Annotated in this window: 19 protein-coding genes; 7 read left to right on the forward strand and 12 right to left on the reverse strand. The window is 57.9% G+C overall.

Annotation, left to right across the window (positions count from 1 at the left end):
- Window positions 1–225: 225 nt before the first annotated feature.
- On the reverse strand, window positions 226–1167 hold the full coding sequence (gene ttcA / locus M0G74_RS09920; protein ID WP_248216423.1) for a tRNA 2-thiocytidine(32) synthetase TtcA: 942 nt from the start codon (window positions 1165–1167) through the stop codon (window positions 226–228).
- 258 nt (window positions 1168–1425) lie between these two features.
- Window positions 1426–2142, reverse strand: a complete 717-nt coding sequence (locus tag M0G74_RS09925) for an arylesterase (RefSeq protein ID WP_248216424.1) — start codon at window positions 2140–2142, stop codon at window positions 1426–1428.
- A 55-nt stretch (window positions 2143–2197) separates the two neighbouring features.
- On the opposite strand from M0G74_RS09925, the gene M0G74_RS09930 reads away from it, so the two are divergent.
- The 3 genes from M0G74_RS09930 (at window position 2198) to bioA (ending at window position 6889) form a co-directional block, all read left to right on the forward strand.
- A complete protein-coding gene (locus M0G74_RS09930; protein ID WP_248216425.1) occupies window positions 2198–2950 on the forward strand; it encodes an ATP-binding cassette domain-containing protein in 753 nt (250 codons plus the stop codon).
- Window positions 2950–5403: an FtsX-like permease family protein gene (locus tag M0G74_RS09935; protein ID WP_248216426.1), complete on the forward strand. Its 2454-nt coding sequence runs from the start codon at window positions 2950–2952 to the stop codon at window positions 5401–5403. The genes M0G74_RS09930 and M0G74_RS09935 overlap by 1 nt, the downstream gene beginning before the upstream one ends.
- A gap of 214 nt (window positions 5404–5617) precedes the next feature.
- The gene (gene bioA / locus M0G74_RS09940; protein WP_248216427.1) at window positions 5618–6889 is read left to right on the forward strand and encodes an adenosylmethionine--8-amino-7-oxononanoate transaminase; all 1272 of its coding nucleotides are present in this window, start codon (window positions 5618–5620) and stop codon (window positions 6887–6889) included.
- 12 nt (window positions 6890–6901) lie between these two features.
- Here the strand turns inward: bioA and M0G74_RS09945 are convergent, their stop codons facing one another.
- From M0G74_RS09945 to M0G74_RS09960, 4 genes are all read right to left on the reverse strand, one after another.
- Window positions 6902–8599, reverse strand: coding sequence for a glycoside hydrolase 43 family protein (locus tag M0G74_RS09945; protein ID WP_248216428.1), 1698 nt, complete (start codon window positions 8597–8599; stop codon window positions 6902–6904).
- Window positions 8600–8840: 241 nt separating this feature from the next.
- Entirely contained in the window at window positions 8841–9467 is a 627-nt protein-coding gene (locus M0G74_RS09950; protein WP_248216429.1) for a thioredoxin family protein, read from the reverse strand.
- 55 nt (window positions 9468–9522) lie between these two features.
- Complete coding sequence (locus M0G74_RS09955; protein ID WP_248216430.1) at window positions 9523–11559, reverse strand: thioredoxin family protein; 2037 nt, start codon at window positions 11557–11559, stop codon at window positions 9523–9525.
- A gap of 243 nt (window positions 11560–11802) precedes the next feature.
- Window positions 11803–12327, reverse strand: a complete 525-nt coding sequence (locus tag M0G74_RS09960; protein ID WP_248216431.1) for a hypothetical protein — start codon at window positions 12325–12327, stop codon at window positions 11803–11805.
- 91 nt (window positions 12328–12418) lie between these two features.
- Between M0G74_RS09960 and dinB the strand changes: the two genes are divergently transcribed.
- From dinB to M0G74_RS09980, 4 genes are all read left to right on the forward strand, one after another.
- The gene (dinB, locus tag M0G74_RS09965; protein WP_248216432.1) at window positions 12419–13504 is read left to right on the forward strand and encodes a DNA polymerase IV; all 1086 of its coding nucleotides are present in this window, start codon (window positions 12419–12421) and stop codon (window positions 13502–13504) included.
- Between the two features lie 188 nt (window positions 13505–13692).
- Window positions 13693–14013, forward strand: coding sequence for a DUF6116 family protein (locus M0G74_RS09970; protein ID WP_248216433.1), 321 nt, complete (start codon window positions 13693–13695; stop codon window positions 14011–14013).
- 151 nt (window positions 14014–14164) lie between these two features.
- Complete coding sequence (locus M0G74_RS09975) at window positions 14165–14902, forward strand: sigma-70 family RNA polymerase sigma factor (protein ID WP_248216434.1); 738 nt, start codon at window positions 14165–14167, stop codon at window positions 14900–14902.
- The gene (locus M0G74_RS09980) at window positions 14899–15354 is read left to right on the forward strand and encodes a hypothetical protein (RefSeq protein ID WP_248216435.1); all 456 of its coding nucleotides are present in this window, start codon (window positions 14899–14901) and stop codon (window positions 15352–15354) included. Before M0G74_RS09975 ends, M0G74_RS09980 begins: the two co-directional genes overlap by 4 nt.
- Window positions 15355–15488: 134 nt before the next feature.
- On the opposite strand, the gene M0G74_RS09985 is transcribed toward M0G74_RS09980, so the two are convergent.
- The 6 genes from M0G74_RS09985 to M0G74_RS10010 are packed head-to-tail and all read right to left on the reverse strand — an operon-like array spanning window position 15489 to window position 20770.
- Window positions 15489–16472 carry an NADPH:quinone oxidoreductase family protein gene (locus M0G74_RS09985; RefSeq protein ID WP_248216436.1) on the reverse strand — a complete coding sequence of 328 codons (984 nt, stop codon included), beginning with the start codon at window positions 16470–16472 and terminating at the stop codon, window positions 15489–15491.
- Window positions 16473–16501: 29 nt separating this feature from the next.
- Entirely contained in the window at window positions 16502–17683 is a 1182-nt protein-coding gene (locus tag M0G74_RS09990) for an acetyl-CoA C-acyltransferase (RefSeq protein ID WP_248216437.1), read from the reverse strand.
- A 26-nt stretch (window positions 17684–17709) separates the two neighbouring features.
- A complete protein-coding gene (locus tag M0G74_RS09995; RefSeq protein ID WP_248216438.1) occupies window positions 17710–18636 on the reverse strand; it encodes an SDR family NAD(P)-dependent oxidoreductase in 927 nt (308 codons plus the stop codon).
- Between the two features lie 55 nt (window positions 18637–18691).
- Entirely contained in the window at window positions 18692–19150 is a 459-nt protein-coding gene (locus tag M0G74_RS10000) for a MaoC family dehydratase (protein ID WP_248216439.1), read from the reverse strand.
- A gap of 46 nt (window positions 19151–19196) precedes the next feature.
- Window positions 19197–19991, reverse strand: coding sequence for an SDR family oxidoreductase (locus tag M0G74_RS10005; RefSeq protein WP_248216440.1), 795 nt, complete (start codon window positions 19989–19991; stop codon window positions 19197–19199).
- A gap of 2 nt (window positions 19992–19993) precedes the next feature.
- Window positions 19994–20770, reverse strand: coding sequence for an SDR family oxidoreductase (locus tag M0G74_RS10010; RefSeq protein ID WP_248216441.1), 777 nt, complete (start codon window positions 20768–20770; stop codon window positions 19994–19996).
- Window positions 20771–20847: the final 77 nt, after the last annotated feature.

Raw genomic sequence — 20847 nt, forward strand, 5'->3', positions numbered from 1 at the left:
TGGAGAGCGGTGACCTACCGCGCATGGCCAAACTCTGGAAAAAACACTTCCACCACGGCCCCAGCGCCAAGCTGCGGGACTTTGTCGACAGCTACTGCAAACTGATCAACCCGCTCGAAAACACCCCGGCCGAAAACGAAACAGCCGCAGTAAAAACGGCGGCTGTCAAAGATGTCAGCAGCGCGAAAACCGACACGCTACTGATCGAGGATGGGGATGACGGGGCTACAGATTGCGCGCCTCGATATACATCGGCTGCGCAGCCTTCTCCTCAACGTCCGGACTCTCCTCGCGAGCATCTTCCGGAATCCAGGAATCCACGTACTGCTCGATCGCACGCGCGTCCACCTCAGGCGCGGGTTTAGAACGATCCAGCTCCAGACTCTCGAAATCGTACAGATCCCGGTCAGCCAACTGTGACGGTGACACCCGTGTCAGCGCGGCAAAAATATTGTCGCTGCGACCGGGAAACTTACGATCCCACTCGTTCAACATCCCCTTGATCGCCTGCCGCTGCAGGTTCTCCTGACTACCGCACAGATTGCACGGAATAATCGGGAACTGCTTGTGATCCGCAAACGCAATCAGATCCGTCTCGCGGCAATAGGCCAACGGGCGAATCACGATATTGCGCCCATCATCCGCACGCAATTTCGGCGGCATCGCCTTCAGGCGACCGCCGTAAAACATATTCAGGAATAACGTCTCAACGATATCATCCTTGTGATGGCCCAGCGCCACCTTGGTCGCCCCGATCTCCTCCGCAAAACCATACAGGGTTCCGCGGCGCAGGCGCGAGCACAGGGCACACGTCGTCTTACCCTCCGGCACCACCTCCTTCACCACACTGTAAGTATCCTTATTCACAATGTGGTAAGGCACCCCGATGGACTGCAGGTACTCCGGCAGAATGTGCTCCGGGAAACCCGGCTGCTTCTGATCCATATTCACCGCCACCAGCTCAAAGTGCACCGGAGCGGTCTTCTGCAGGTTCATCAGGATTTCCAGCATCGCGTAGGAATCCTTGCCCCCGGACAGGCACACCATCACCTTGTCGCCCTCTTCAATCATATTGAAGTCAGCGATCGCCTTGCCCACATTGCGGCGCAGACGTTTTTGCAGCTTGTTGAATTCCAGCCGCTCGCGGCGGTTTTCCAGATCAGACATGGGTAAATCTCGAAAAAAACTTGAGGTATTACGCGCGGGTCAGGTAGTAGAGAAATCTACCATGCGAAGGCGCTGACACCGGGGAAGCCATTGCGGGACCGTCTGTGGCCATGGATGGCCACAGCCGAGCGTTCAGGGATGAACTCGTAGCGTGTCCCGCAATGGCTTCCCCGGTGGCAGTGCCGCCCCGGAACCATCTACGGGGCCCCACCACCAGATGAGACCCCAAAATTCAGGCGGCGATTGTACGCTTTCCGCTCAAGAAGTGCACAAGCTATCGGACCGAGTGTCCACATTGCCTTTCAATATCGTCTCCAGACAGGGCCACACATGATCCAGCAGCGCCGGCTGGGCCTTCGCCGTAGGGTGAATCCCATCCCGCTGAATCGCACCCTCCACCAGCGCCACCGTCTCCAGGAAGAAAGGCACCAGCGGCACCCCCTGCTCCTCAGCCACCTTCGGATACACCGCCGCAAACGCCCGGGTATACGCCTTGCCGTAATTCGGCGGCATCTGCATCCCCAACAACAGCACCTCAGCGCCGCCCTCCCGGGCCAACTGCACCATCCGCACCAGATTCTGCTGCAACGCCCGCGGCGGATAGCCCCGCAGGCCATCGTTACCACCCAACTCCACCACCAGCCAGTCAGGCCCATGCTCACTCAACAGCCGCGGCAAACGGGCCAAACCACCGGCCGACGTCTCCCCACTGATACTGGCATTCACCACCTTCACCGCCAGCTTCTGCTCCGCCAGCCGGTCGCGCAACAGCTGAACCCAGCCCTCGCGCTCATCAATACCGTAAGCCGCACTGATACTGTCCCCCAGCACCAGCAGCGTCTTCTGCCCACCCGCATTCTGTTGATCCGCCCTGTGTTCATCCGCCTTAAGCGCCGCTGCGTATAACAACACGATCAACAGCAAACCACGCGCGATAAAACCGGGGGCGAGATACCGGAAAAAAACTGCCGCCATGTCATACTCTCCACTTCTTAATGCGCACATTTTGCAGGAATTACAGGGACTTGCCATGTCAGTGATGCTCAAAGCCGAAAACCTTCACCACCGGGTCAGCACCAGTGAGGGCCCCCTGACACTCCTCAACGACATCTCACTGCAGCTGCCCGCAGGCCAGAGCCTTGCCATCACCGGAGCCTCGGGCTCCGGCAAATCCACACTGCTCGGCCTGCTGGCGGGCCTCGACCGCCCCACCGAGGGCAGAATCTGGCTCGCCGGTGAAGAAATCACCGCCATGGACGAAGAACAGCGCGCGGCGCTGCGCGCCCGCTGCGTCGGCTTCGTGTTCCAGACCTTCCAGCTGCTGCCCGGCCTCACGGCCCAGGAAAACGTCATGCTCCCCAGTGAGCTGCGCGGCGAGCGCAATGCCGGCAAACGCGCAGAAGAGTTCCTTGAGCGCGTTGGCCTGGGTCATCGCCTGCACCACTACCCGCGCCAGCTCTCTGGCGGCGAGCAGCAACGGGTCGCCATTGCTCGTGCATTTTGCAGCATTGCCAACCAGGGCTCAGACACCGCTTCAGGGGCAAATAACGGTATTCTGTTCGCCGACGAACCCACGGGCAGCCTCGACGCCAACAATGGCGAAAAGGTCATCGACTTGTTGTTCAACCTCAATGCCGAGACCGGCACCACCCTGGTCCTGGTGACCCACGAACACCGCCTCGCCGAACGTTGCGGTGCCCACCTGCGAATGGCCGCCGGCGAAATCACCACTGCAGACATCCCCGACAGCTACTTCGGAAATCAGCCGGAGGTATCCGCCTGATGCTGCCGCTGAAACTGCTGAGCCGCGACTGGCGCGGCGGCGAACTGGCACTGATCGCCACCGCTCTGGTGCTGGCCGTGAGCTGCGTAACCGCCATCGCCCACTTCTCAGACCGCCTGACCCGCGCCATGCACATCCAGTCCCAGAGCTTTCTCGCGGCAGAACGCGTGGTACAAAGCAGCAAGGAAGTGCCGCAGGCATGGTTGACCAAAGCCGATGAACTGGGCCTGAAGCAGGCGCAGACCACCGCCTTCGCCTCCATGCTCTCCGCCGGGGACGAGTTCCAGTTTGCCTCGGTAAAAGCCGTGACGGCGGGTTACCCCCTGGTGGGCCACCTGGAAATGCGCGCTAACGCCGGCGATGAATCCCGCGAGGTCCAGCAGGGACCCGCACCCGGCCAGGTATGGCTGGAAGCCCGCCTGTTGCCACTGATGAATCTGGCGATTGGCGACAGCCTGCAACTGGGTGACAGCGATTTCACCGTGGCCGGCATTCTCGACCACGAGCCGGACCGCGGCGCCAACCTCTTCTCCATGGGTGCGCGACTGATGATGCACCAGTCCGACCTGGCCGCCACCAACATTCTGCAGCCCGGTAGCCGCGTCACCTACCGCTACCTGTTTGCCGGCGACGACGCCGCGCTCAAACAATACTTCGACTGGCTCAAGCCCCAGCTCACCGACCACCAGCGAGTCATCGACCTCGAGGAAGGCCAGCCGCGGGTTGCCCGCACCCTGGATCGCGCCGAGAGTTTCCTGTTTCTGGCCGCCAGCCTGGCGGTACTACTCGCCAGTGTCGCCGTCGGTCTCGCTGCCCGCCGCTACGGCCTGCGCCACGCCAACTACGTCGCCGTCATGAAAAGCCTCGGCGCCGGCAAAAACAAAATCCTCGGTATCTATATCGGCCAGATGACCGCGCTGGCACTGATCGCGACAGCCCTCGGGCTCGCCATCGGCTCACTGATCCAGTCTCAGGCGGTAAACCTGCTGCAAGGCTTCTTCCCGGTCACCCCACCCCCGAGCGGCCTGCAGCCGCTGCTGGTGGGCCTCGCCACCGGCATCGCCTGTGTCATTGGCTTTGCCCTGCCACCCCTGTTCCGCCTCGCCCAGACCGACCCCATGCAGACCCTTCGCCAGGACTGGAGTAACCCGGACAAACGCGAATGGCTGGGACTGATCCCCGGCCCACTGTCCATGCTGCTGCTGATCTGGTGGCTCTCCGGAAGCATCGCCATCACCCTCGCCCTGCTCGCCGGCCTCGGCCTGCTGGTGGCCGGCGCTGCGGTGATCAATCGCCTGCTGGTACGCGGCCGCCTCGCCACCCTCGGCGGCAGCTGGCGCATCGCCCTCGGCAGCCTGCAGCGCCGCGCCGGCTTCAATACCCTGCTGATCGCCGCCTTCGGCACCGGCCTGCTCGCCATGCTCGCCATGTACTACGCGCGCACCGCGCTGATCGACGAATGGCAGATGCAACTACCGGAAAACGCCCCCAACCACTTCCTCGTCAACATCGCGCCCTACGAACTCGACGGTGTCAAACAGAAGATTGAGGGTAAAAACCTCGAAGGTACCGAGTTTTACCCCATGGTCCGCGGCCGCCTCATCGCCGTAAACGGCACCCCAGTAGAAGAACGGGAACAGAAAGACGGCGCCATCCGCCGCGAGCTCAACCTCAGCTGGACCGACACCCTCCCCGCCGACAACAAAATCGTCGCCGGCAAATGGTGGAATGAAGAACTCAACGAAGGCGTTTCCGTCGAGGTCGAAGTCGCCGCACGCCTAGGCCTCAACCTTGGCGACGTCCTGCGCTTCTCCATCGGCGGGCTGGAAACCGAAGCCACCGTCACCAGCCTGCGCACCCTCGACTGGAACAGCATGCGCCCCAACTTCTTCATGCTGTTTGCCCCCGGCAGCCTCGACACCTTCCCCGCCACCTACATCCAGAGCTTCTACCTGCCGCCGAAAGACAAACTGTTCGTCAACGAACTGGTAAAAAACTTCCCCAGCGTCAGCATCATCGAACTGGATAAAATCCTCGAAAACATCCGCGAAACCATCGGCCAGGTCGCCATCGCCGTGGAATCCGTACTCGCCCTCATGCTGGTCGCCGGCATCCTGGTACTGATCGCCGGCGTCCGCGCCAGCATCGCCGAACGCTTGCAGGAAGCCGCCGTCATCCGCACACTGGGCGGCCGCCGACAGCTGCTGATCAACAGTCTGATGATTGAATTCGGATTACTGGGTATTGCCGCGGGACTGCTTGCGGCCTTTGGTACCGAGGCCACACTGACAGTGCTCACCCAAAAAGTGTTCGATATGCCGTTTAGCTTCCACCCGGGACTGTGGCTGCTTGGCCCACTCGCGGGCGCGCTGCTGGTCGGTACTGCGGGGACACTGGCGTGTCGCAGTGCGGTTAGCCAGCCACCGTTGAAAGTCCTGCGGGAATTGGCCTGATTCTCGGCTTCGCCGAAATGGCGACAATGCGATTTAGAAACCCGCTTACGAAGTACAAAAGTACGAAGCGAAGGCAGAGCGCCGGGGATGGGGTTTCAGGAGCGTCGCAAACAGGACGTTTGCGCCGCAGCGCCCAGGGATGGGTTTACAGCGGTCCTGAAACCCCATACCCGGTGCTTTGCCGCCACCAAACAAGACCAAAGCACAATACCGAATGATGGATTTACAGTTCGACAAAGACCACATCTGGCACCCCTACTCCTCCCTGATTAACCCTCCCCCGGTTTACCCCATCGAAAGAGCCGAGGGTGTAAGAATTTATCTGGAAGACAGCCGCGCACTGATCGACGGCATGAGTTCCTGGTGGAGCACCCTGCACGGCTACAAAGTTCCCGAACTGAACGCCGCCATGCAAAGCCAGATGGAAAAAATGAGTCACGTCATGTTCGGCGGCCTCACCCACGAGCCCGCCATCGAACTGTGCAAAAAGCTCGTCGCCCTCACCCCCGAACCATTGCAAAAAGTCTTCCTCGCCGACTCCGGCTCCGTCTCCGTAGAAGTCGCCATCAAAATGGCCCTGCAATACTGGCACTCCCAGGGCAAACCGGAAAAAAACAAACTGCTGGCACTGCGCAACGGCTACCATGGCGACACCTTCGGCGCCATGGCCACCTGCGACCCCGTCACCGGCATGCACCACCTGTTCGCCAGCCAGCTTACTCAACACCTGTTCGCCCCGGCGCCAACGCCCAAATTCAACGAGCCGTGCAGCGAACAGGACACCGCCGAACTGCAACAATTGATCGAGCAGAATCACCAGCAACTGGCCGCCGTCATCCTTGAACCCATCGTCCAGGGCGCCGGCGGCATGCGCTTTTATTCCCCCGAATATTTAACTCGTGTACGCGAACTCTGCGATCAATACGACCTGCTGTTAATCGCCGACGAGATCGCCACCGGCTTCGGCCGCAGTGGCAAAATGTTCGCCTGTGAACACGCCGGAATTTCCCCTGACATCCTCACTCTCGGCAAAGCACTCACCGGCGGCACCATGACCCTTGCCGCTACGCTGTGCACGGACAAAGTCGCGAATGGTATCTGTAGCGGCGAAGCGGGCGTGTTCATGCATGGCCCCACGTTCATGGGTAATCCCATGGCCTGCGCCGTGGCCAACGCCAGCATTGACTTGTTGATGAAGCGCGACTGGCAACAGCAGGTCAACAACATCGAGCAGCAACTGAAGAGAGAACTGGCACCACTGCAAGACGCCAGCGGTGTTGCCGACGTGCGCGTACTGGGTGCGATTGGCGTTGTGGAAATGAAGCAGCCAGTGGACAACAAAACCCTGCAGGAAAGCCTGATCGAGCGCGGAATCTGGCTGCGCCCCTTTGGCAAACTGGTTTACACCATGCCCCCCTACATCATCGAGCCCGATGATCTCAGCTGCCTGACAGGGGCCATGGTGGAAACCTTGCAGCGACTCTGAAGCTGCCCCTAATCAGCCTGCAGGAGAAATGAAACGGAACTCATCGACATCGATAAAGTTTTCCGCATTCACCTGGCTGGCGTCATCGGTACGCAGGAAGAGGCCGACCTTGGCGCCCACCCAGCGGCCGGCACGAGCCTGAAATAACTCCCCGAGTGCACGGAAGCGCCCGTCGGGCTTTTGATAGCTGAACACCGTTTGCCCGCCCTGGCTCACCGTCATGCGCAGCGTTAACTTCTCAGCTCTGATCCGGGTATGCGGCTGAAAGTGCTCACTACAGCCCTTGCGGGCATCGCGGCAGCTCACTTCGCCAATTTCGATTTCGCCCGTCGCCGGCAGGTTTCTGAAACCAATCCAGGCGTAGTCCTCGCCAAACATCAACAGACCACCCTCCACTTCACCCAAAGTTGCGGGAATTTCCAGTGTGGCCTGCAGGATAAACTCCGGTGCCGGAAGCTTCTGCAACAGCAGTGACGGCTGCATCCAGAGATTGTCGGTATCCGGGGCTATATTCTGTTGTGCAAACAGTCGCAGATAGCCTTCGCGCGCACTGAGGGAATACCAGTGATCCTCGTAGTTGGCATTCCACTGCCACGGCAATGACAGTTCCTCACCCGAGAAATCATCCGCGAATGGGAGAGTTTTTACCGGGCCGGGCTTGGCCGTTTCGGGTTTGCGATAGCTGGCCACCGGGTTACCCACGCCATCGCCATCTTCGTCCGCGCCGATCACCGGCCAACCATCTTGCCACTGCATCGGTTGCAGGTGCACGATACGTCCGTAAGGTCCCCGAGCCTGGAAATGCACAAACCAGTCCTCACCGGCCGGGGTGTGCACCCAGGAACCCTGGTGCGGTCCATTGGTGATGCTGTCGCCCTGCTCCATCACAATGCGATCCTCGTAGGGACCGTAAATATTCTTGGCACGGAAAACCGACTGCCAGCCCACCGGCACACCGCCGGCCGGCGCAAACACGTAATAGTATTCTCCGCGCTTGTAAAACTTCGGGCCCTCCAGAGTGCGGTAACCCTCCAGTTCGTGGCCATTGATCACGACCTGTCCTTCCGGCTCCACTTCGGTGGCGTCCGCGGACATCTTGTGCAGCGTCAGAATATTGTTCTTGCCCGCGCGGCTCTTGGCCCAACCGTGCAATAGATAAGCCTGGCCATCGTCGTCCCACAGCGGTGTAGGATCGATAAGTCCCTCACCGGGCAGGATCAGTTCCGGCACACTCCAGCCCAGCTTGGGATCCGTGGTATTGATCATGTAAATGCCGAAATCCGGGTCGGGAAAGAAGATCCACACTTTTCCATTGTGGTAGCGGATATTTGGTGCCCAGATACCGTTGCCATGTTGTGGCTTGGCAAATACGTCGGCCGGCACATTTTTGTCCACCGCGTACCCGGTCAGCTCCCAGTTCACCAGATCTGTTGAGTGCAGTATCGGCAGGCCCGGTGAGGCATTAAAGCTAGACGCGGTCATATAAAAATCGTCCCCCACCGCCACCACATCCGGGTCGGAATAGTCCGCGTACAACACCGGGTTTTTATAGCGGCCATTGCCAAGATCCGCCTGCCACGGAGCGCTGCGCTCACTGGCCAGATCAGATTCGTGACCTCCGGCTTTTTCGTTGTTATCACAACCGCTGAGTGTAAAAACTAAGAGCAACGTCGAGAGCGCCGGCCGCACAAGGCTCACATCAAACTTCATGGTCTTTCCGTCTTCTTATCGCTATTTATGCTGGAGAGCTGGGCCAAGGCGGCCGCAGAAATTGGTCAACCATCTTATCTTTGGTCAGGCCAAAATTCCAATGTCAACGCGATGCAGGTTCCGGGAAAGATGCGGAATCCAAGAAAGAAGAGGTTTGAATAGAGCACAAGAAAGGCGCAGGAGGTGCGTAGGGAGAAAGGTCACCGCTCAAATATTAAGTGGCGACCCTTTGCTAAGAAAATCAGTACTTAACGCTGCAACCGTAAGCGCGGGAAGAAGCCACCTCAACCGCACCGCCGGTCAGTGAGGCATCCAGTGCCGCAGCCACGTAATTGGCAGAGTTGGGGATGACCGCGGGGTTGGCCGAATCGTTATCGTCGATCGCACCCGCGTAAACCACCTGCCCTTCGGGGTTGATAATAAACATATGCGGAGTGGTCTTAGCCCCGTAAGCTCGGCCCATGCTGCCATCGACATCCAGCAGGAAAGGCGCGCTGGCCTTCAGTTTGTGGCTCTCCGCCACGGCCACCGCCTGCGCTGGCTCCAGGTAACCCTGCTTGCCTTTCGCGGAAGAGATCACCGTCAGCCAGTTAATGTCCTGGCCGGTGTACTTTTCCTGCAGCGCCTGCATATTGCCGCTACCGTAGTGTTTCTTCACATAGGGACAATCTTTATTGAACCACTCCAGCACCAGCCACTGGCCCTTGTAATCCTCCAGGCTGTGGGTTTTACCGACCGCATCTATCTCGGAGAAAGCCGGGGCTTTTTCGCCCGGGGTGGCCGCGGCCATGACCAGTGCCGGGGCGGTAATCAACAATGCGCCCAGGGTATTCAACAGCCGTTTTACTCGAACTTTTTGCATCTTCATAAAACCGTCCTCTTTCCTGTTATTTCTTGTTTGCGATCACTTACCTGTCAATGGACTACTCAACGTCTGAGCCTAAATTGCTGGCAAACAGCGCCTCGATCATGCTCAGCTGTAAAATCTGCGGCAACAACACCGGGGTTTTCTCTCCCGGCGCGTACCAGGCGTACACCGGAACCGAATTGCGTCCAAGCTGGGCCAGCGCCGCGGTGATCGCCGGATCCTGATCGGTCCAATCCGCCCGTACAAGGTAGACATTATTCTTTGCAAACAGTGCAGCCGCCGCATCGGTATCCAGCACCAGCTTCTTGTTCACCTGACAGGTGATGCACCAGGCGGCGGTGAAATCAATAAACACGCCCTGCCCCTGCGCGAACGCTTGGTTGATGGCGGTCTTGTCGTAGGGTTGCCAAGCACCCGCCGCGGAACTGACCTTGGCCTCTGGCGGTGACTGGTGATCTTGCAGATATCTGGCGCCAAACAACCCCAGGACAATTACCGCCAGCACCGATAGCCAGGCGAACAGTTTGCCAAACCGGTGCAGGTGTTGTGCCAGCCACAGGGCCAGCACCACGGCCAGCATAACCAGACTGCCCAGCAGCCAGCCATCCTCACCCACCAGGCGACCCAGTACCCACAGCAGCCAGATCACCGTGGCATACAACGGAAAAGCGAGAAACTGGCGCAGGGTTTCCATCCAGGTGCCCGGCTGTGGCAGGCGCCGGAGCAGTGCGGGGAAAACACACAACAGCACAAACGGCAGAGCCAGGCCGATACCCAAGCCGATAAAAATCGCCATGGCCGAAAGGGTTGGCAACAGGGTTGCCGCACCCAACGCAGCGCCCATAAACGGCCCCGTACAGGGCGCAGCGACAAACACCGCCAGCACACCGGTGGCAAAACTGCCGCCGCGACTGTGCCCGGCGAGATTCATCAGCCGGTGACCGAATTCATAAACCCCGCTGAACGACAACGCCATCAGCCAGAACAGCAGGATCAGCGCTAACACCACCGGCGCCGACTGCAACTGAAAACCCCAGCCGATGGCCGCACCACCGGCGCGCAGCGCCAGCAGCAAACCGCCCAGCAAAGCAAAGGTCACCAGCACACCCGCACCGTAGAGCGCACCCGCTTTCATCCGCTCCTGCGGGCCTGTGCCGGGCCCCATCAGGCCGAACAGTTTGATCGACAGCACCGGGAATACGCAGGGCATCAGATTCAGAATGGCGCCGCCGGCAATGGCGGCAAGTATCAATAACCAGAGAGGCTGACCGCCGTCGACCGCCAGTGGTGCGCTGGCGACGGACTGGATTTCGAGGTCGTCCAGCTGCCAGGCGCGTGTGCCGTCGCTGACGACAAACCCGGTGGTCGGCAACGCTGCTGGCAGGAGCGGTGCCCCGGGCACGCGCTCGAATGTATAGCGAAGGGTGTTACCCGATTGTTCTATCTGCGGCGCCTTTGCGGTCAGCAGAGCGCCATCGAGAGGGAATATTTCCGGAGGCGTCGGTTCTGTGCCGTCGCTGCCCGCGGCCAATTCCAGTTGCAGCGTGTCCTGCTCGGCAGCCGCAGTAACCCGCTGCACCGACCAGGGAAAGCTGGCGGAAGTTGCGGTTTGTGGTACCTGCGCCGCAAACCGGTCGCGCAGCGCGAGATCCTTTGGCAACCACTGCACATTGTCTGCAACGTCTGCAACTGCGCGGGACAAGGACATATTGCCGTAGCCCGGTATGCAATCCACCTTGCACACCAGCCATTCCAGATTCACCACCAGCTCCATGCGCGGTGCATCGGGTGTTACCTGGAACAGGTAGGCGACGTCACCTTCGTAGCCGAGGTTGGTGAGATGCTCGATGGGCAGGCGCACGGGCGACGGCCACAGGATTTCCCCGACCTCACCACTGGCACCAACGAAATCGAAACGCGGTGCGGCACCGGAATCACCCGCATTGCGCCAGTACACATGCCAACCGGGGTCGACTTCAAAATAGAAACCGATGGTTTCGGTTGCCGGGCCAAATTGCTCCGGTGCCAGCCAGCGCACGCGGACATGATCCCCGCTGGCGGTTTCCTGAGCGTAAGCCTGAGCCTGACTCAATAAAAATGCCGCGCAGCAATACACCAGCCACAGCAGTGCACGGTTAAAAGAGTTTGGGGGTAATGTCCGCGTTAGCACGCAATCCTCGCCTGAGCCGAAAGCCTGAAATACCGTTTTCTACGATGGCATTTATTCAAATGGATTACGTCTGCGGCTGCAAGTCGGATACCGCAGATCGCAACCGCTCAGGGGGCATGCTGCTAACGGAAGTGAATCAAGTCACAGTGACACGGCAATTCGGCGTCAGTCACCGGGAAGATTCAGAATGGCCGAGATATGACTAATCTCCGACGCCAATCCAGCCACCGCCAGCGCCTCTATAATCTCGGCATCCTCCGCGCCGGCACCTCTAGCCGCGTCCAGAACTTTGTCACCGTGATCGTAAGGTGTGCTGTTGCCATGACGAGCCACTTCCAACAGGGCATGATCTTTTGGATTGTAGTGCGCATGATCCGGATCCGTGCGGATCTTCAGCACCTCGTGAGGATCTACCCCCAATTTCTCCAGGGCATTACTGTGCAGGCGGATGCCGTAATCACTGTGCTCATCAGCGGCAACCATCAGCGCAATTCCTTCTTTTAATTGAGGTCTCAAATAGCCGGTCAACATCACGTGCTGATACCTGTTCCACAGCTGGGTAAGAAGCGTCGGATTATTCGCAAAAGCCCGAAAGATCGCCGGAACAAACCCCAGCTGGGTACGGACTTCGCTCAATGTAGTGACGACCGCTTCATCGGAAGGTACTTCTACCAGGGGGATTCTGCTCATATTGACCTCCAGCGTTGCGGAGCCGGCCTTGGCTTATATCGAGACCAATCAAATGTGGTTGGCCACCCAAAATACTGGATATAATCCCAGCATGCGAAAAATCATCCACTGCGACTGCGATTGTTTCTACGCCTCGGTAGAAATGCGGGACGACCCCAACTTGCGGGGGCGGCCCATCGCCGTGGGCGGCGCCAGTGACCGGCGCGGGGTGATTTCCACCTGTAACTACGAAGCGCGCAGTTTTGGCGTGCGCTCGGCCATGCCCACAGCGCAGGCAAAGAAGCTCTGCCCTGACCTGATTGTAGTACCGGGTAACATGAAAAAATATCGGGAGGTCAGCGCGCAAATCCGGGAAATTTTTCTATCGTACACCGATTTTATAGAGCCTTTATCCCTTGACGAGGCCTTTCTCGATGTCACTGACAGCCCCCACTGCAATGGCAGTGCAACCCTGATCGCTCGCGAAATTCGCGCCCGTGTTGAGAAAGAGCTCCAGATCACCATTTCTGCCGGGGTCGCCCCGAACAAGTTCCTGGCCAAAATTGCCAGCGACTGGCAAAAACCCAATGGACTGACAGTCATAAACCCTGACGCGGTGGAAGATTTCACCCTGCGCCTGCCGGTTCACAAGATACATGGCGTGGGGCGGGTGACCGCAGAAAAAATGCACCGCCAGGGTATCCGGACCTGCAGTGACCTGCGGCGTTTTAGCTTAATCGAGCTAGTGCAAAAATACGGAAAGTTTGGCGAACGGCTGTATCAATTGTGCCGGGGTATCGACAACCGGCCCGTCAGTGGCGACGGCTCCCGCAAAAGTGTCAGTGTGGAACACACCTTTACCCAGGATCTGCACGAAAAGGAAAAATGGCTGGAAGAAATGACAACACTCTACGGTCGGCTGCACGAGCGCCTGGAGCAATTGGGAGACCGCTATGCGATTAGTAGCGCTGTCATCAAAATCAAGTACGCAGATTTCACTCAGTCCACCCAGGAGCGGGGAAGTAAAGCCGCCCGCATCAGTGAATTCAAACAACTGCTTGAACAGTGTTGGGAAAAGCGCAGAGACCCCATTCGATTGCTGGGGGTTGGGGTCAAACTCAGGGATTTACGCGCCGAATTGGGCCCAGAACAACTCCCTCTTCCCTTCAAGGGCAAAACACGCTCCACCCCTCGATAATTGCTCACTTTTCGGACTACAACCGCGCCGAGCGCCCCAAAACAGATCAAAATTTAAGCGACAGCATCCACTGTGAGAGCGCCTTTTCACGCCCAAAACACACCCAAAGCCCAGCGGCCTGACACTCGGGTTTTACGCCGCGGACTATACTCCCAACACGGTACTGAAAGCGGTTTTCAAGCGAGATTATGAAGCGCGTACTCCCCAGCGCCCTGGTTGGCTGGTTTCTGAACTATGCCCGCCGGCTAAAACACCCACAGCTGTTCAAGTGGATCTGCGCCCTCTTCTTGATTGACCTGCTCATTCCCGACCTGGTTCCCTTTGTGGATGAAATTTTGTTGGGGCTCGCCACATTATTCCTGGCGGCATGGAAAAAACACGCCAAGGCAGTACCGGATTCCCCTGAGGACAATCAAACCAGGCAGGAAAAAGTGGTAACCGGCCACGCGGAAAAAGTGGTCGATACAGAAAAACATCCGGGCTCCCAAGCCGGACACGGTAAACACTGAGTCAGAGAGTGGTATTCGCTCGGCAGTATTCAGCGAAATAACGTTAACAGACAATTTACTCGTTCAACGAATTACCTCGGGAAAGGAATTTCCAGGAGGGTGTGCAACCGGGTAAGTGACAATGGGAATTAAGGCCAAGGAGGCAAATCCCATGTTTGCGGACAAGTTGTGCAGTCTCAGTGATGAAGACTTACTCAGTCTCTATTGTCAGACGCGCAGTCAAAAAGCCTTTCGGGAAATCTATCAGCGCTACAAAGACGCGCTGTTTCGCTACTGTGCGCAAATGACTCCCCGTGATTGCATCCAGGTTATGGAGACACTCTGGGGGTTGCTACTGGAGCAGCCACCAACACTGCACGGGCGCCAACTGAAAAACTGGCTCTACATCCAGATCAATAAATTGCTCCGGAACCCTGCTCCCCCGACCTCAGGTCCGGGCTCCAGCACGTCTGGAGTAGAACCGGGTATTGAACTGCGTTCCGCGCTGGAAGGCTCCGATACGCTAAGTGCCATCCAGCAGCTTCCGCGTCAGCAACGCAACGTGTTTTTGCTGTTCACGGAGTGCGGTCTTTCCCTGGCGACAGTGGCCGATATCGAAAGGCTGACACTGGCTCAGTGCCGACAGGCACTCGACGGAAGCAGACAAGCGATAGAATTCACGCTGAACGGCAGTGCCCGCAAACCCTGGAAATCTGCAGCAACCCGCGCGGCCGAGGCTGCAGCGGCACAGGCAGCAGCAGAGACAGAAACTGGCACAACAGTGGTTGCGCCGCAAACCACAGACGCACCCAAGCCGGTGCGACCCTGGGGCCATCGGGAAACGCGTCCAACGATTTCGGCGGCAAAGCCCGCGACTGCACAAGGTTCTGTTGAGGTAGCACAAGCATGAACAGCAATCATTGGGAATCTTCGTACCGGCGGGCCGCCGGGCGAATCCACTCGCCAAAGCCACTGGACGAAAAAGTTCTATCCGGATTAAAAGGGATAAAACCCATCAAGCCTTCTGCAGCGCCAGGTAATCGCCTGCTGTCGAAAGTGGCATCCGGATTCAGTGCCGTAGCACTCGCCATTGTGCTGCTACACCCCGCCCAGTATATCGGTGCCGCACCGGGGCAATTGACTCCACAGGACAAGGCATCCGGACTGGATCGATACCGGCCCAAGCCGAGCCTGATCACGCCGAAAACGGATGCATGGCACGGGTTGAGAACAGAGGTCGAGGCGGGAAATTATATCGAGCTCTGCGCCCAATGGCGCCGTGTACAGAGATCCAGTGGCAGCGAGCAACTACCTGCAGATCTAACCGCAAAAGCACGGCAACACTGTCGAATTTTGCCTTAAATCCTTTAAGGTAGTTACCAGATTAGTTACCAGATTAAAAAAGGGGATACTGTCGCGGACAGTATCCCCTTTCTCGTTTACCGGATATTCCCTTCCGGGAAAACTCCACCGATGTTTACAACAACAACAACCGCTTAAGCGTGATCCATGGTAAGTACGACCTTGCCCCGAGCCTTGCGTTCCCCAATGGCGGAGAAGGCACGGGAAAATTCGCTCAATGCGTAGACTTCCGTGGTCATCGGTTGAAGGCGTCCCTCCGCGACAAATCCCAATAGTTCGGCAAAGTTTTGCATATTCCCCTTGGGATCCCGCGCAGCCCAGCCGCCCCAGTAAATTCCGAGAATATCACCGGCCTTCAGCAGGGGCAGGTTCAACGGCAGTTTGGGGATATCCCCGGCCGCAAAACCGATCACCAGATAGCGACCACCCCAGGCTATTGAACGATAGGCCTCTTCCGTGAAGGCGCCCCCCACCGGATCGTAGATCACATCGGCACCCTTGCCATCCGTCAACTCGCGAATACGGTCCTTCAGGTTTTCATCGCTGTAATTGATTACCTCATCGGCGCCCACATCGCGGCAAAAAGCCAGCTTTTCAGCGCTGGAAGCACAGGCGATAACCCGAGCCCCCATCAGTTTACCCAGTTGGATCGCGGTTACACCGACACCACCGGCTGCACCCAGCACCACCAGGGTTTCGCCCTCTTGCAGCTGCGCACGCTGTTTAAACGCATAGTAGGAAGTGGCGTAGGTAATGCAGAATCCCGCCGCCTGCGGAAAGTCCAGCTGCTCGGGCATCGGCATCAGCAACTTATGATCCACGTTGACCAGTTCCGCAAAGGCCGCAAGCCCCGGCATCGCAATCACCCGATCACCAGCCTTGAAGCCCTTCACCGATTCGCCCACTTCGCGAATGATACCGGCGCATTCGCCTCCCGCCACAAACGGTAGCTCGGGCTTCACCTGGTACTTGCCCTGCACCATCAGGCCATCGGGAAAGTTCACGCCCGCGGCGTGCACTTCCAGCCGCACCTCGTGAGGCTGCAGAGCAGGCAGTTGCCAATCGCGGATTTTCAGATTTTCTACCGGGCCAAAGGCCTCACATACCAGAGCTTGCATCGCTGCCCTCCTGTTACCGAATCAATGGATCAAACGACTTCAAACAGGCCGGCTGCGCCCATTCCGCCACCCACGCACATGGTGACCACCACATACTTTACGCCCCGACGTTTACCTTCCAGCAAGGCGTGGCCCACCATGCGCGCGCCACTCATGCCGTAAGGGTGACCAATGGAAATGGCTCCGCCGTTGACGTTGAGTTTTTCGTTATCGATACCAAGCTTGTCGCGGCAATAAAGCACCTGTACCGCGAAAGCTTCGTTCAGCTCCCACAAGCCAATGTCGTCGATACTGAGACCGGTGCGCTGCAGTAGCTTGGGAATGGCAAATACCGGACCAATACCCATTTCATCCGGCTCACAACCGGCCACCGCCATGCCACGGTAAATACCCAGCGGGTTGAGATTGCGCTGTTCCGCCAGTTTGCTGTCCATCAGTACCATGGCAGCGGCGCCGTCAGAAAGTTGCGAGGCATTACCTGCGGTAATCAAGCCCTCTTCGCGTACCGGGTTCAAGCCGCGCAGACCGTCAATGGTGGTTGACGGACGGTTGCCTTCGTCGAGCGACAGAGTAACTTCTTCTTCCGATTGCTCGCCGGTTTCCTTGTTCACCACAATTTTTCGGGTAGTGACCGGGATAATTTCATCGGCAAACAAGCCAGCTTTCTGGGCCGCAGCCGTTCGCATCTGTGATTGCAGGGAGTACTCATCCTGCAGGTCGCGGCTGATACCATAGCGCTTTGCGACAATCTCCGCGGTATCGATCATTGGCATATACACCGCCGGATGCATGTCCAACAATGCCGGATCAGCCACACGGAAGCTGTTCATCGTCTGGTTCTGTACCAGCGAGATAGACTCCATGCCACCGGCAATGGCGATTGGGCTCCCGTCCTGAGTGATCTGCTTGGCCGCGGTCGCCACTGCCATCAAACCGGAAGAACACTGGCGATCGATGGTCATACCCGCAACCGCGGGGGAAAGCCCCGCACGCAGCGCGACCTGGCGGGCAACGTTGGTACCGGTAGTACCCTGTTGCAACGCTACCCCGAAAATACAATCGTCCGCTTCACCCGGCGCAATACCCGCGCGCTCTACCGCTGCGCGTACCGCGTGGGCGCCGAGGCTGGCGCCTTCCAGATTATTGAATGCGCCGCGATACGCCTTTCCGATTGGTGTACGCGCGGTGGAAACAATCACTGCTTCTTTCATAAAAATTCTCCCGAATATCCTTTCGATCAACCGTCCAGCTTGACGCCCATACCCTGGGCCGCCTTCTGGATAAATTTCACGGTCTGGTTCAAACCACCCACCAGTTCTTGCTGGCCCCGCTCATCGGCAATTGCATCGAGATTGGAAAGCACGTTTTCTGCCGTCTGCTGTTCCGGCGGCAGATAAATGCCCTCAGTTTCGAGAATGCGGGCCTTGGCGTAAGCGCCGGCACCAGCGCAAAGGATAAAACGATTGGGCGCGTCTTCTGCCACCAGTGCAATCAGTCCCGCGGTTACAGACTCCGGTGTCAGCAGTTCCAGTGCTTTCGGGTCGGGAATAACGTCTTCGGTCATACGCGTGGCCGCAGTGGGCGACAGGCAGTTGACCTTGATACCGTATTTTTCGCCTTCCAGACACAGGGTATTCATAAAACCCACCACGCCGGTTTTGGCCGCGCCATAATTGGACTGCCCGAAGTTGCCGTACAACCCGGAAGATGAGGTAGTCATGACAATGCGACCGTAATGCTGCTCGCGCATGATTTCCCACACCGCCTTGGTACAGTTGACGCTGCCCATCAGGTGTACATCGACGACCAGTTTGAAATCGTCCATGGGTGCCTTGGCGAAAGATTTGTCGCGCAGGATACCGGCGTTATTTACCAGAATATCCACTCGCCCCCAGCGCTCTGCCGCTTCCCTTACCATTTCCTGTACTTGCAGGTAATCGGTAACGTTGGCGCCATTGGCAATGGCTTCGCCCCCGGCAGCGATAATTTCCTGCACCACGGTTTCTGCAGCACTCAGGGACCCGCCGGAACCGTCACGGGCACCGCCGAGATCGTTCACCACTACTTTGGCACCCCGACGCGCCAGCTCCAGTGCGTGGGAGCGGCCGAGGCCGTTACCCGCACCGGTGACAATCGCCACCTTGCCGTCAAATGAAATAGACATGGTTCTCTCCGTTAACGCTTGTTATTTGAATGCGAAATTTTGATTGGAATACTACTTATACAAATTGCATCACCAGCCACTCGGCGATCAGCGCCGGCTTTTCCTGGCCTTCAATCTCCACGGTGACCTCCAGTTTCAACTGGAACTGGCCCGGATTTTTTTCGAGAATATCCAGTACTTTGGCGCGGGCCCGCACACGCTGATCCACCTTTACCGGGTTGATAAAGCGCACCTTGTCCAGACCATAGTTCACGCCCATTTTTACCCCTTCCAGCACCACTTCCAGTTGCTCGGCGAAGTAGGACAACATGGACAGGGACAGGAAACCGTGGGCGATGGTGCTACCAAAGGGCGACTTGGCTGCAGCTTCCGGGTCCACGTGGATAAACTGGTGGTCCAGGGTGCAGTCGGCAAAGGCGTTAATACGTTCCTGGTCAATCTGGAACCAGTCGGTAGCCTGGGTTTCACTGCCGATGGCACGCGCGTAATCGCTGGGGGAAATAATGGTTGGCATGGGAGCTCCCTATCGCAAATCGTTAAATTTATTCTTCCATTCAAAATCAGAATGCGGACACACCACCGTCTACTGCCAGTGCCTGTCCGGTAACATAAGTCAGCGCCGGAGAGCACAGCATCAACATGGCACTGACCACTTCTTCCGGTTTACCCAAGCGTTTCATCGGGCAACCTGCGGCAAAGATGGAATGTACCTGTTCCACTGTGGCACCTTCCGGCGCCTGCATATCCGCGACCATCGGTGTCAGGGTGTAAAAAGGACAGATGGCGTTAACACGCACGTTGTGACGGGCATACTCCACTGCTGCAGTGCGGGTCAGACCAACCACCGAGTGCTTGGCGGCAGAGTATGACGAGGCCTTGGGCGCACCGCCGAGGCCGGCCATGGAACTGACATTGAGGATCACACCACTGCCCTGGGTGCGCATCATTTTCAGCTGGTGCTTCATACCGAAGAAAACACCTTTCACATTCACCCGGTGTTGCAGATCAAAGGTTTCTTCATCCACCTCTTCGAAATATTGCAACGGCGGCGCGATGCCGGCGTTGTTGATGGCGATATCCAGCCCACCAAAATTCTCCCGAGCCAGTGCCACCATGGCGGCACAGTCGGTTTCCGAGGACACATCACAGGCCACGGCCTGCACTTCCACGCCCAGTGCCGTCAGTTTGTCCACAACTGGCTCGAGGCCCGCTTCGTTGATATCGCCCAGTACCAGGCGCGCACCGCGGCGGCCCAGTTCTTCGGAAATCAGCGCACCGAAGCCACTTGCGGCACCGGTGACCAAAGCGACTTTGCCAGTGAAATCCAGCATCGGGTCTTTGTTAGATTCCACCATGATCACAGCCCCCCGCAGGAAGTCAGGCCGCCATCTACCACCACGCATTCGCCGTTGGTGTAGCTACCGGCATCGGAAACCAGATACAACACGGTACCGGCCATTTCTTCCGGCTCCGCGTGGCGGTGCATGGGAATATGGCTGACCGCGGTTTTGTAGATTTCCTCGTGGGAAAAGAGCGCACCGGCAAATTTGGTTTTGGTCAGACCGGGCAACAGCGCATTGACGCGGATATTGAATTGGGCGCACTCCTTGGCAAACGCCTTGGTCATGTTGACCACTGCTGCCTTGGTAATGGAATAGATACCCTGCCCCACACCCGGCTGCAGTGCATTAATGGAGGCGGTATTGACGATGCAACCTCCGCCGTTTTCCCGCATCAGCTTGCCCGCTTCCACCGACATAAAGAAATAGCCACGGATGTTTACCGCTACGGTTTTTTCAAAGGCACCGAGATCCGTGTCCAGGATGTGTCCGAAATAGGGATTGGTCGCGGCGTTGTTCACCAGGATATCCAGCTTGCCGTACTGATCGCGGATATGGCTGAACACCTGCGTAATATCTTCCATATTGCCGATATGACAGGGCAAGGCTTCGGCCTTGCCTCCGGCCTCATTGATGGCATCGGCTACGGCCTGGCAGCCCTCAATTTTGCGACTGGAAACCAGAACATGGGCCCCCTGCTCCGCCAGCAACCTGGCAATGGCCTCACCGATTCCGCGGCTGGCCCCGGTAACCAGGGCAATTTTTCCACTCAGATCAAAAAGATTGGTCGCCATAGTGTTCTCCCAACAGTCGTTTTTGTCGCTGTTTATGTCGTTATTTATATCGTTGTTTATGTCGATATTTATGTGGA

The sequence above is a fragment of the Microbulbifer sp. CAU 1566 genome (assembly GCF_023156515.1).
Taxonomy (GTDB): Bacteria; Pseudomonadota; Gammaproteobacteria; order Pseudomonadales; family Cellvibrionaceae; genus Microbulbifer.

Bases quoted from the DNA above. Each gene is read 5' to 3' on its own strand.
- ttcA (WP_248216423.1), bottom strand. From the start codon at position 1,167: ATGTCTGATCTGGAAAACCGCCGCGAGCGGCTGGAATTCAACAAGCTG.
- M0G74_RS09925 (WP_248216424.1), bottom strand. From the start codon at position 2,142: ATGGCGGCAGTTTTTTTCCGGTATCTCGCCCCCGGTTTTATCGCGCGT.
- M0G74_RS09930 (WP_248216425.1), top strand. From the start codon at position 2,198: ATGTCAGTGATGCTCAAAGCCGAAAACCTTCACCACCGGGTCAGCACC.
- M0G74_RS09935 (WP_248216426.1), top strand. From the start codon at position 2,950: ATGCTGCCGCTGAAACTGCTGAGCCGCGACTGGCGCGGCGGCGAACTG.
- bioA (WP_248216427.1), top strand. From the start codon at position 5,618: ATGATGGATTTACAGTTCGACAAAGACCACATCTGGCACCCCTACTCC.
- M0G74_RS09945 (WP_248216428.1), bottom strand. From the start codon at position 8,599: ATGAAGTTTGATGTGAGCCTTGTGCGGCCGGCGCTCTCGACGTTGCTC.
- M0G74_RS09950 (WP_248216429.1), bottom strand. From the start codon at position 9,467: ATGAAGATGCAAAAAGTTCGAGTAAAACGGCTGTTGAATACCCTGGGC.
- M0G74_RS09960 (WP_248216431.1), bottom strand. From the start codon at position 12,327: ATGAGCAGAATCCCCCTGGTAGAAGTACCTTCCGATGAAGCGGTCGTC.
- dinB (WP_248216432.1), top strand. From the start codon at position 12,419: ATGCGAAAAATCATCCACTGCGACTGCGATTGTTTCTACGCCTCGGTA.
- M0G74_RS09970 (WP_248216433.1), top strand. From the start codon at position 13,693: ATGAAGCGCGTACTCCCCAGCGCCCTGGTTGGCTGGTTTCTGAACTAT.
- M0G74_RS09975 (WP_248216434.1), top strand. From the start codon at position 14,165: ATGTTTGCGGACAAGTTGTGCAGTCTCAGTGATGAAGACTTACTCAGT.
- M0G74_RS09980 (WP_248216435.1), top strand. From the start codon at position 14,899: ATGAACAGCAATCATTGGGAATCTTCGTACCGGCGGGCCGCCGGGCGA.
- M0G74_RS09985 (WP_248216436.1), bottom strand. From the start codon at position 16,472: ATGCAAGCTCTGGTATGTGAGGCCTTTGGCCCGGTAGAAAATCTGAAA.
- M0G74_RS09990 (WP_248216437.1), bottom strand. From the start codon at position 17,683: ATGAAAGAAGCAGTGATTGTTTCCACCGCGCGTACACCAATCGGAAAG.
- M0G74_RS09995 (WP_248216438.1), bottom strand. From the start codon at position 18,636: ATGTCTATTTCATTTGACGGCAAGGTGGCGATTGTCACCGGTGCGGGT.
- M0G74_RS10000 (WP_248216439.1), bottom strand. From the start codon at position 19,150: ATGCCAACCATTATTTCCCCCAGCGATTACGCGCGTGCCATCGGCAGT.
- M0G74_RS10005 (WP_248216440.1), bottom strand. From the start codon at position 19,991: ATGGTGGAATCTAACAAAGACCCGATGCTGGATTTCACTGGCAAAGTC.
- M0G74_RS10010 (WP_248216441.1), bottom strand. From the start codon at position 20,770: ATGGCGACCAATCTTTTTGATCTGAGTGGAAAAATTGCCCTGGTTACC.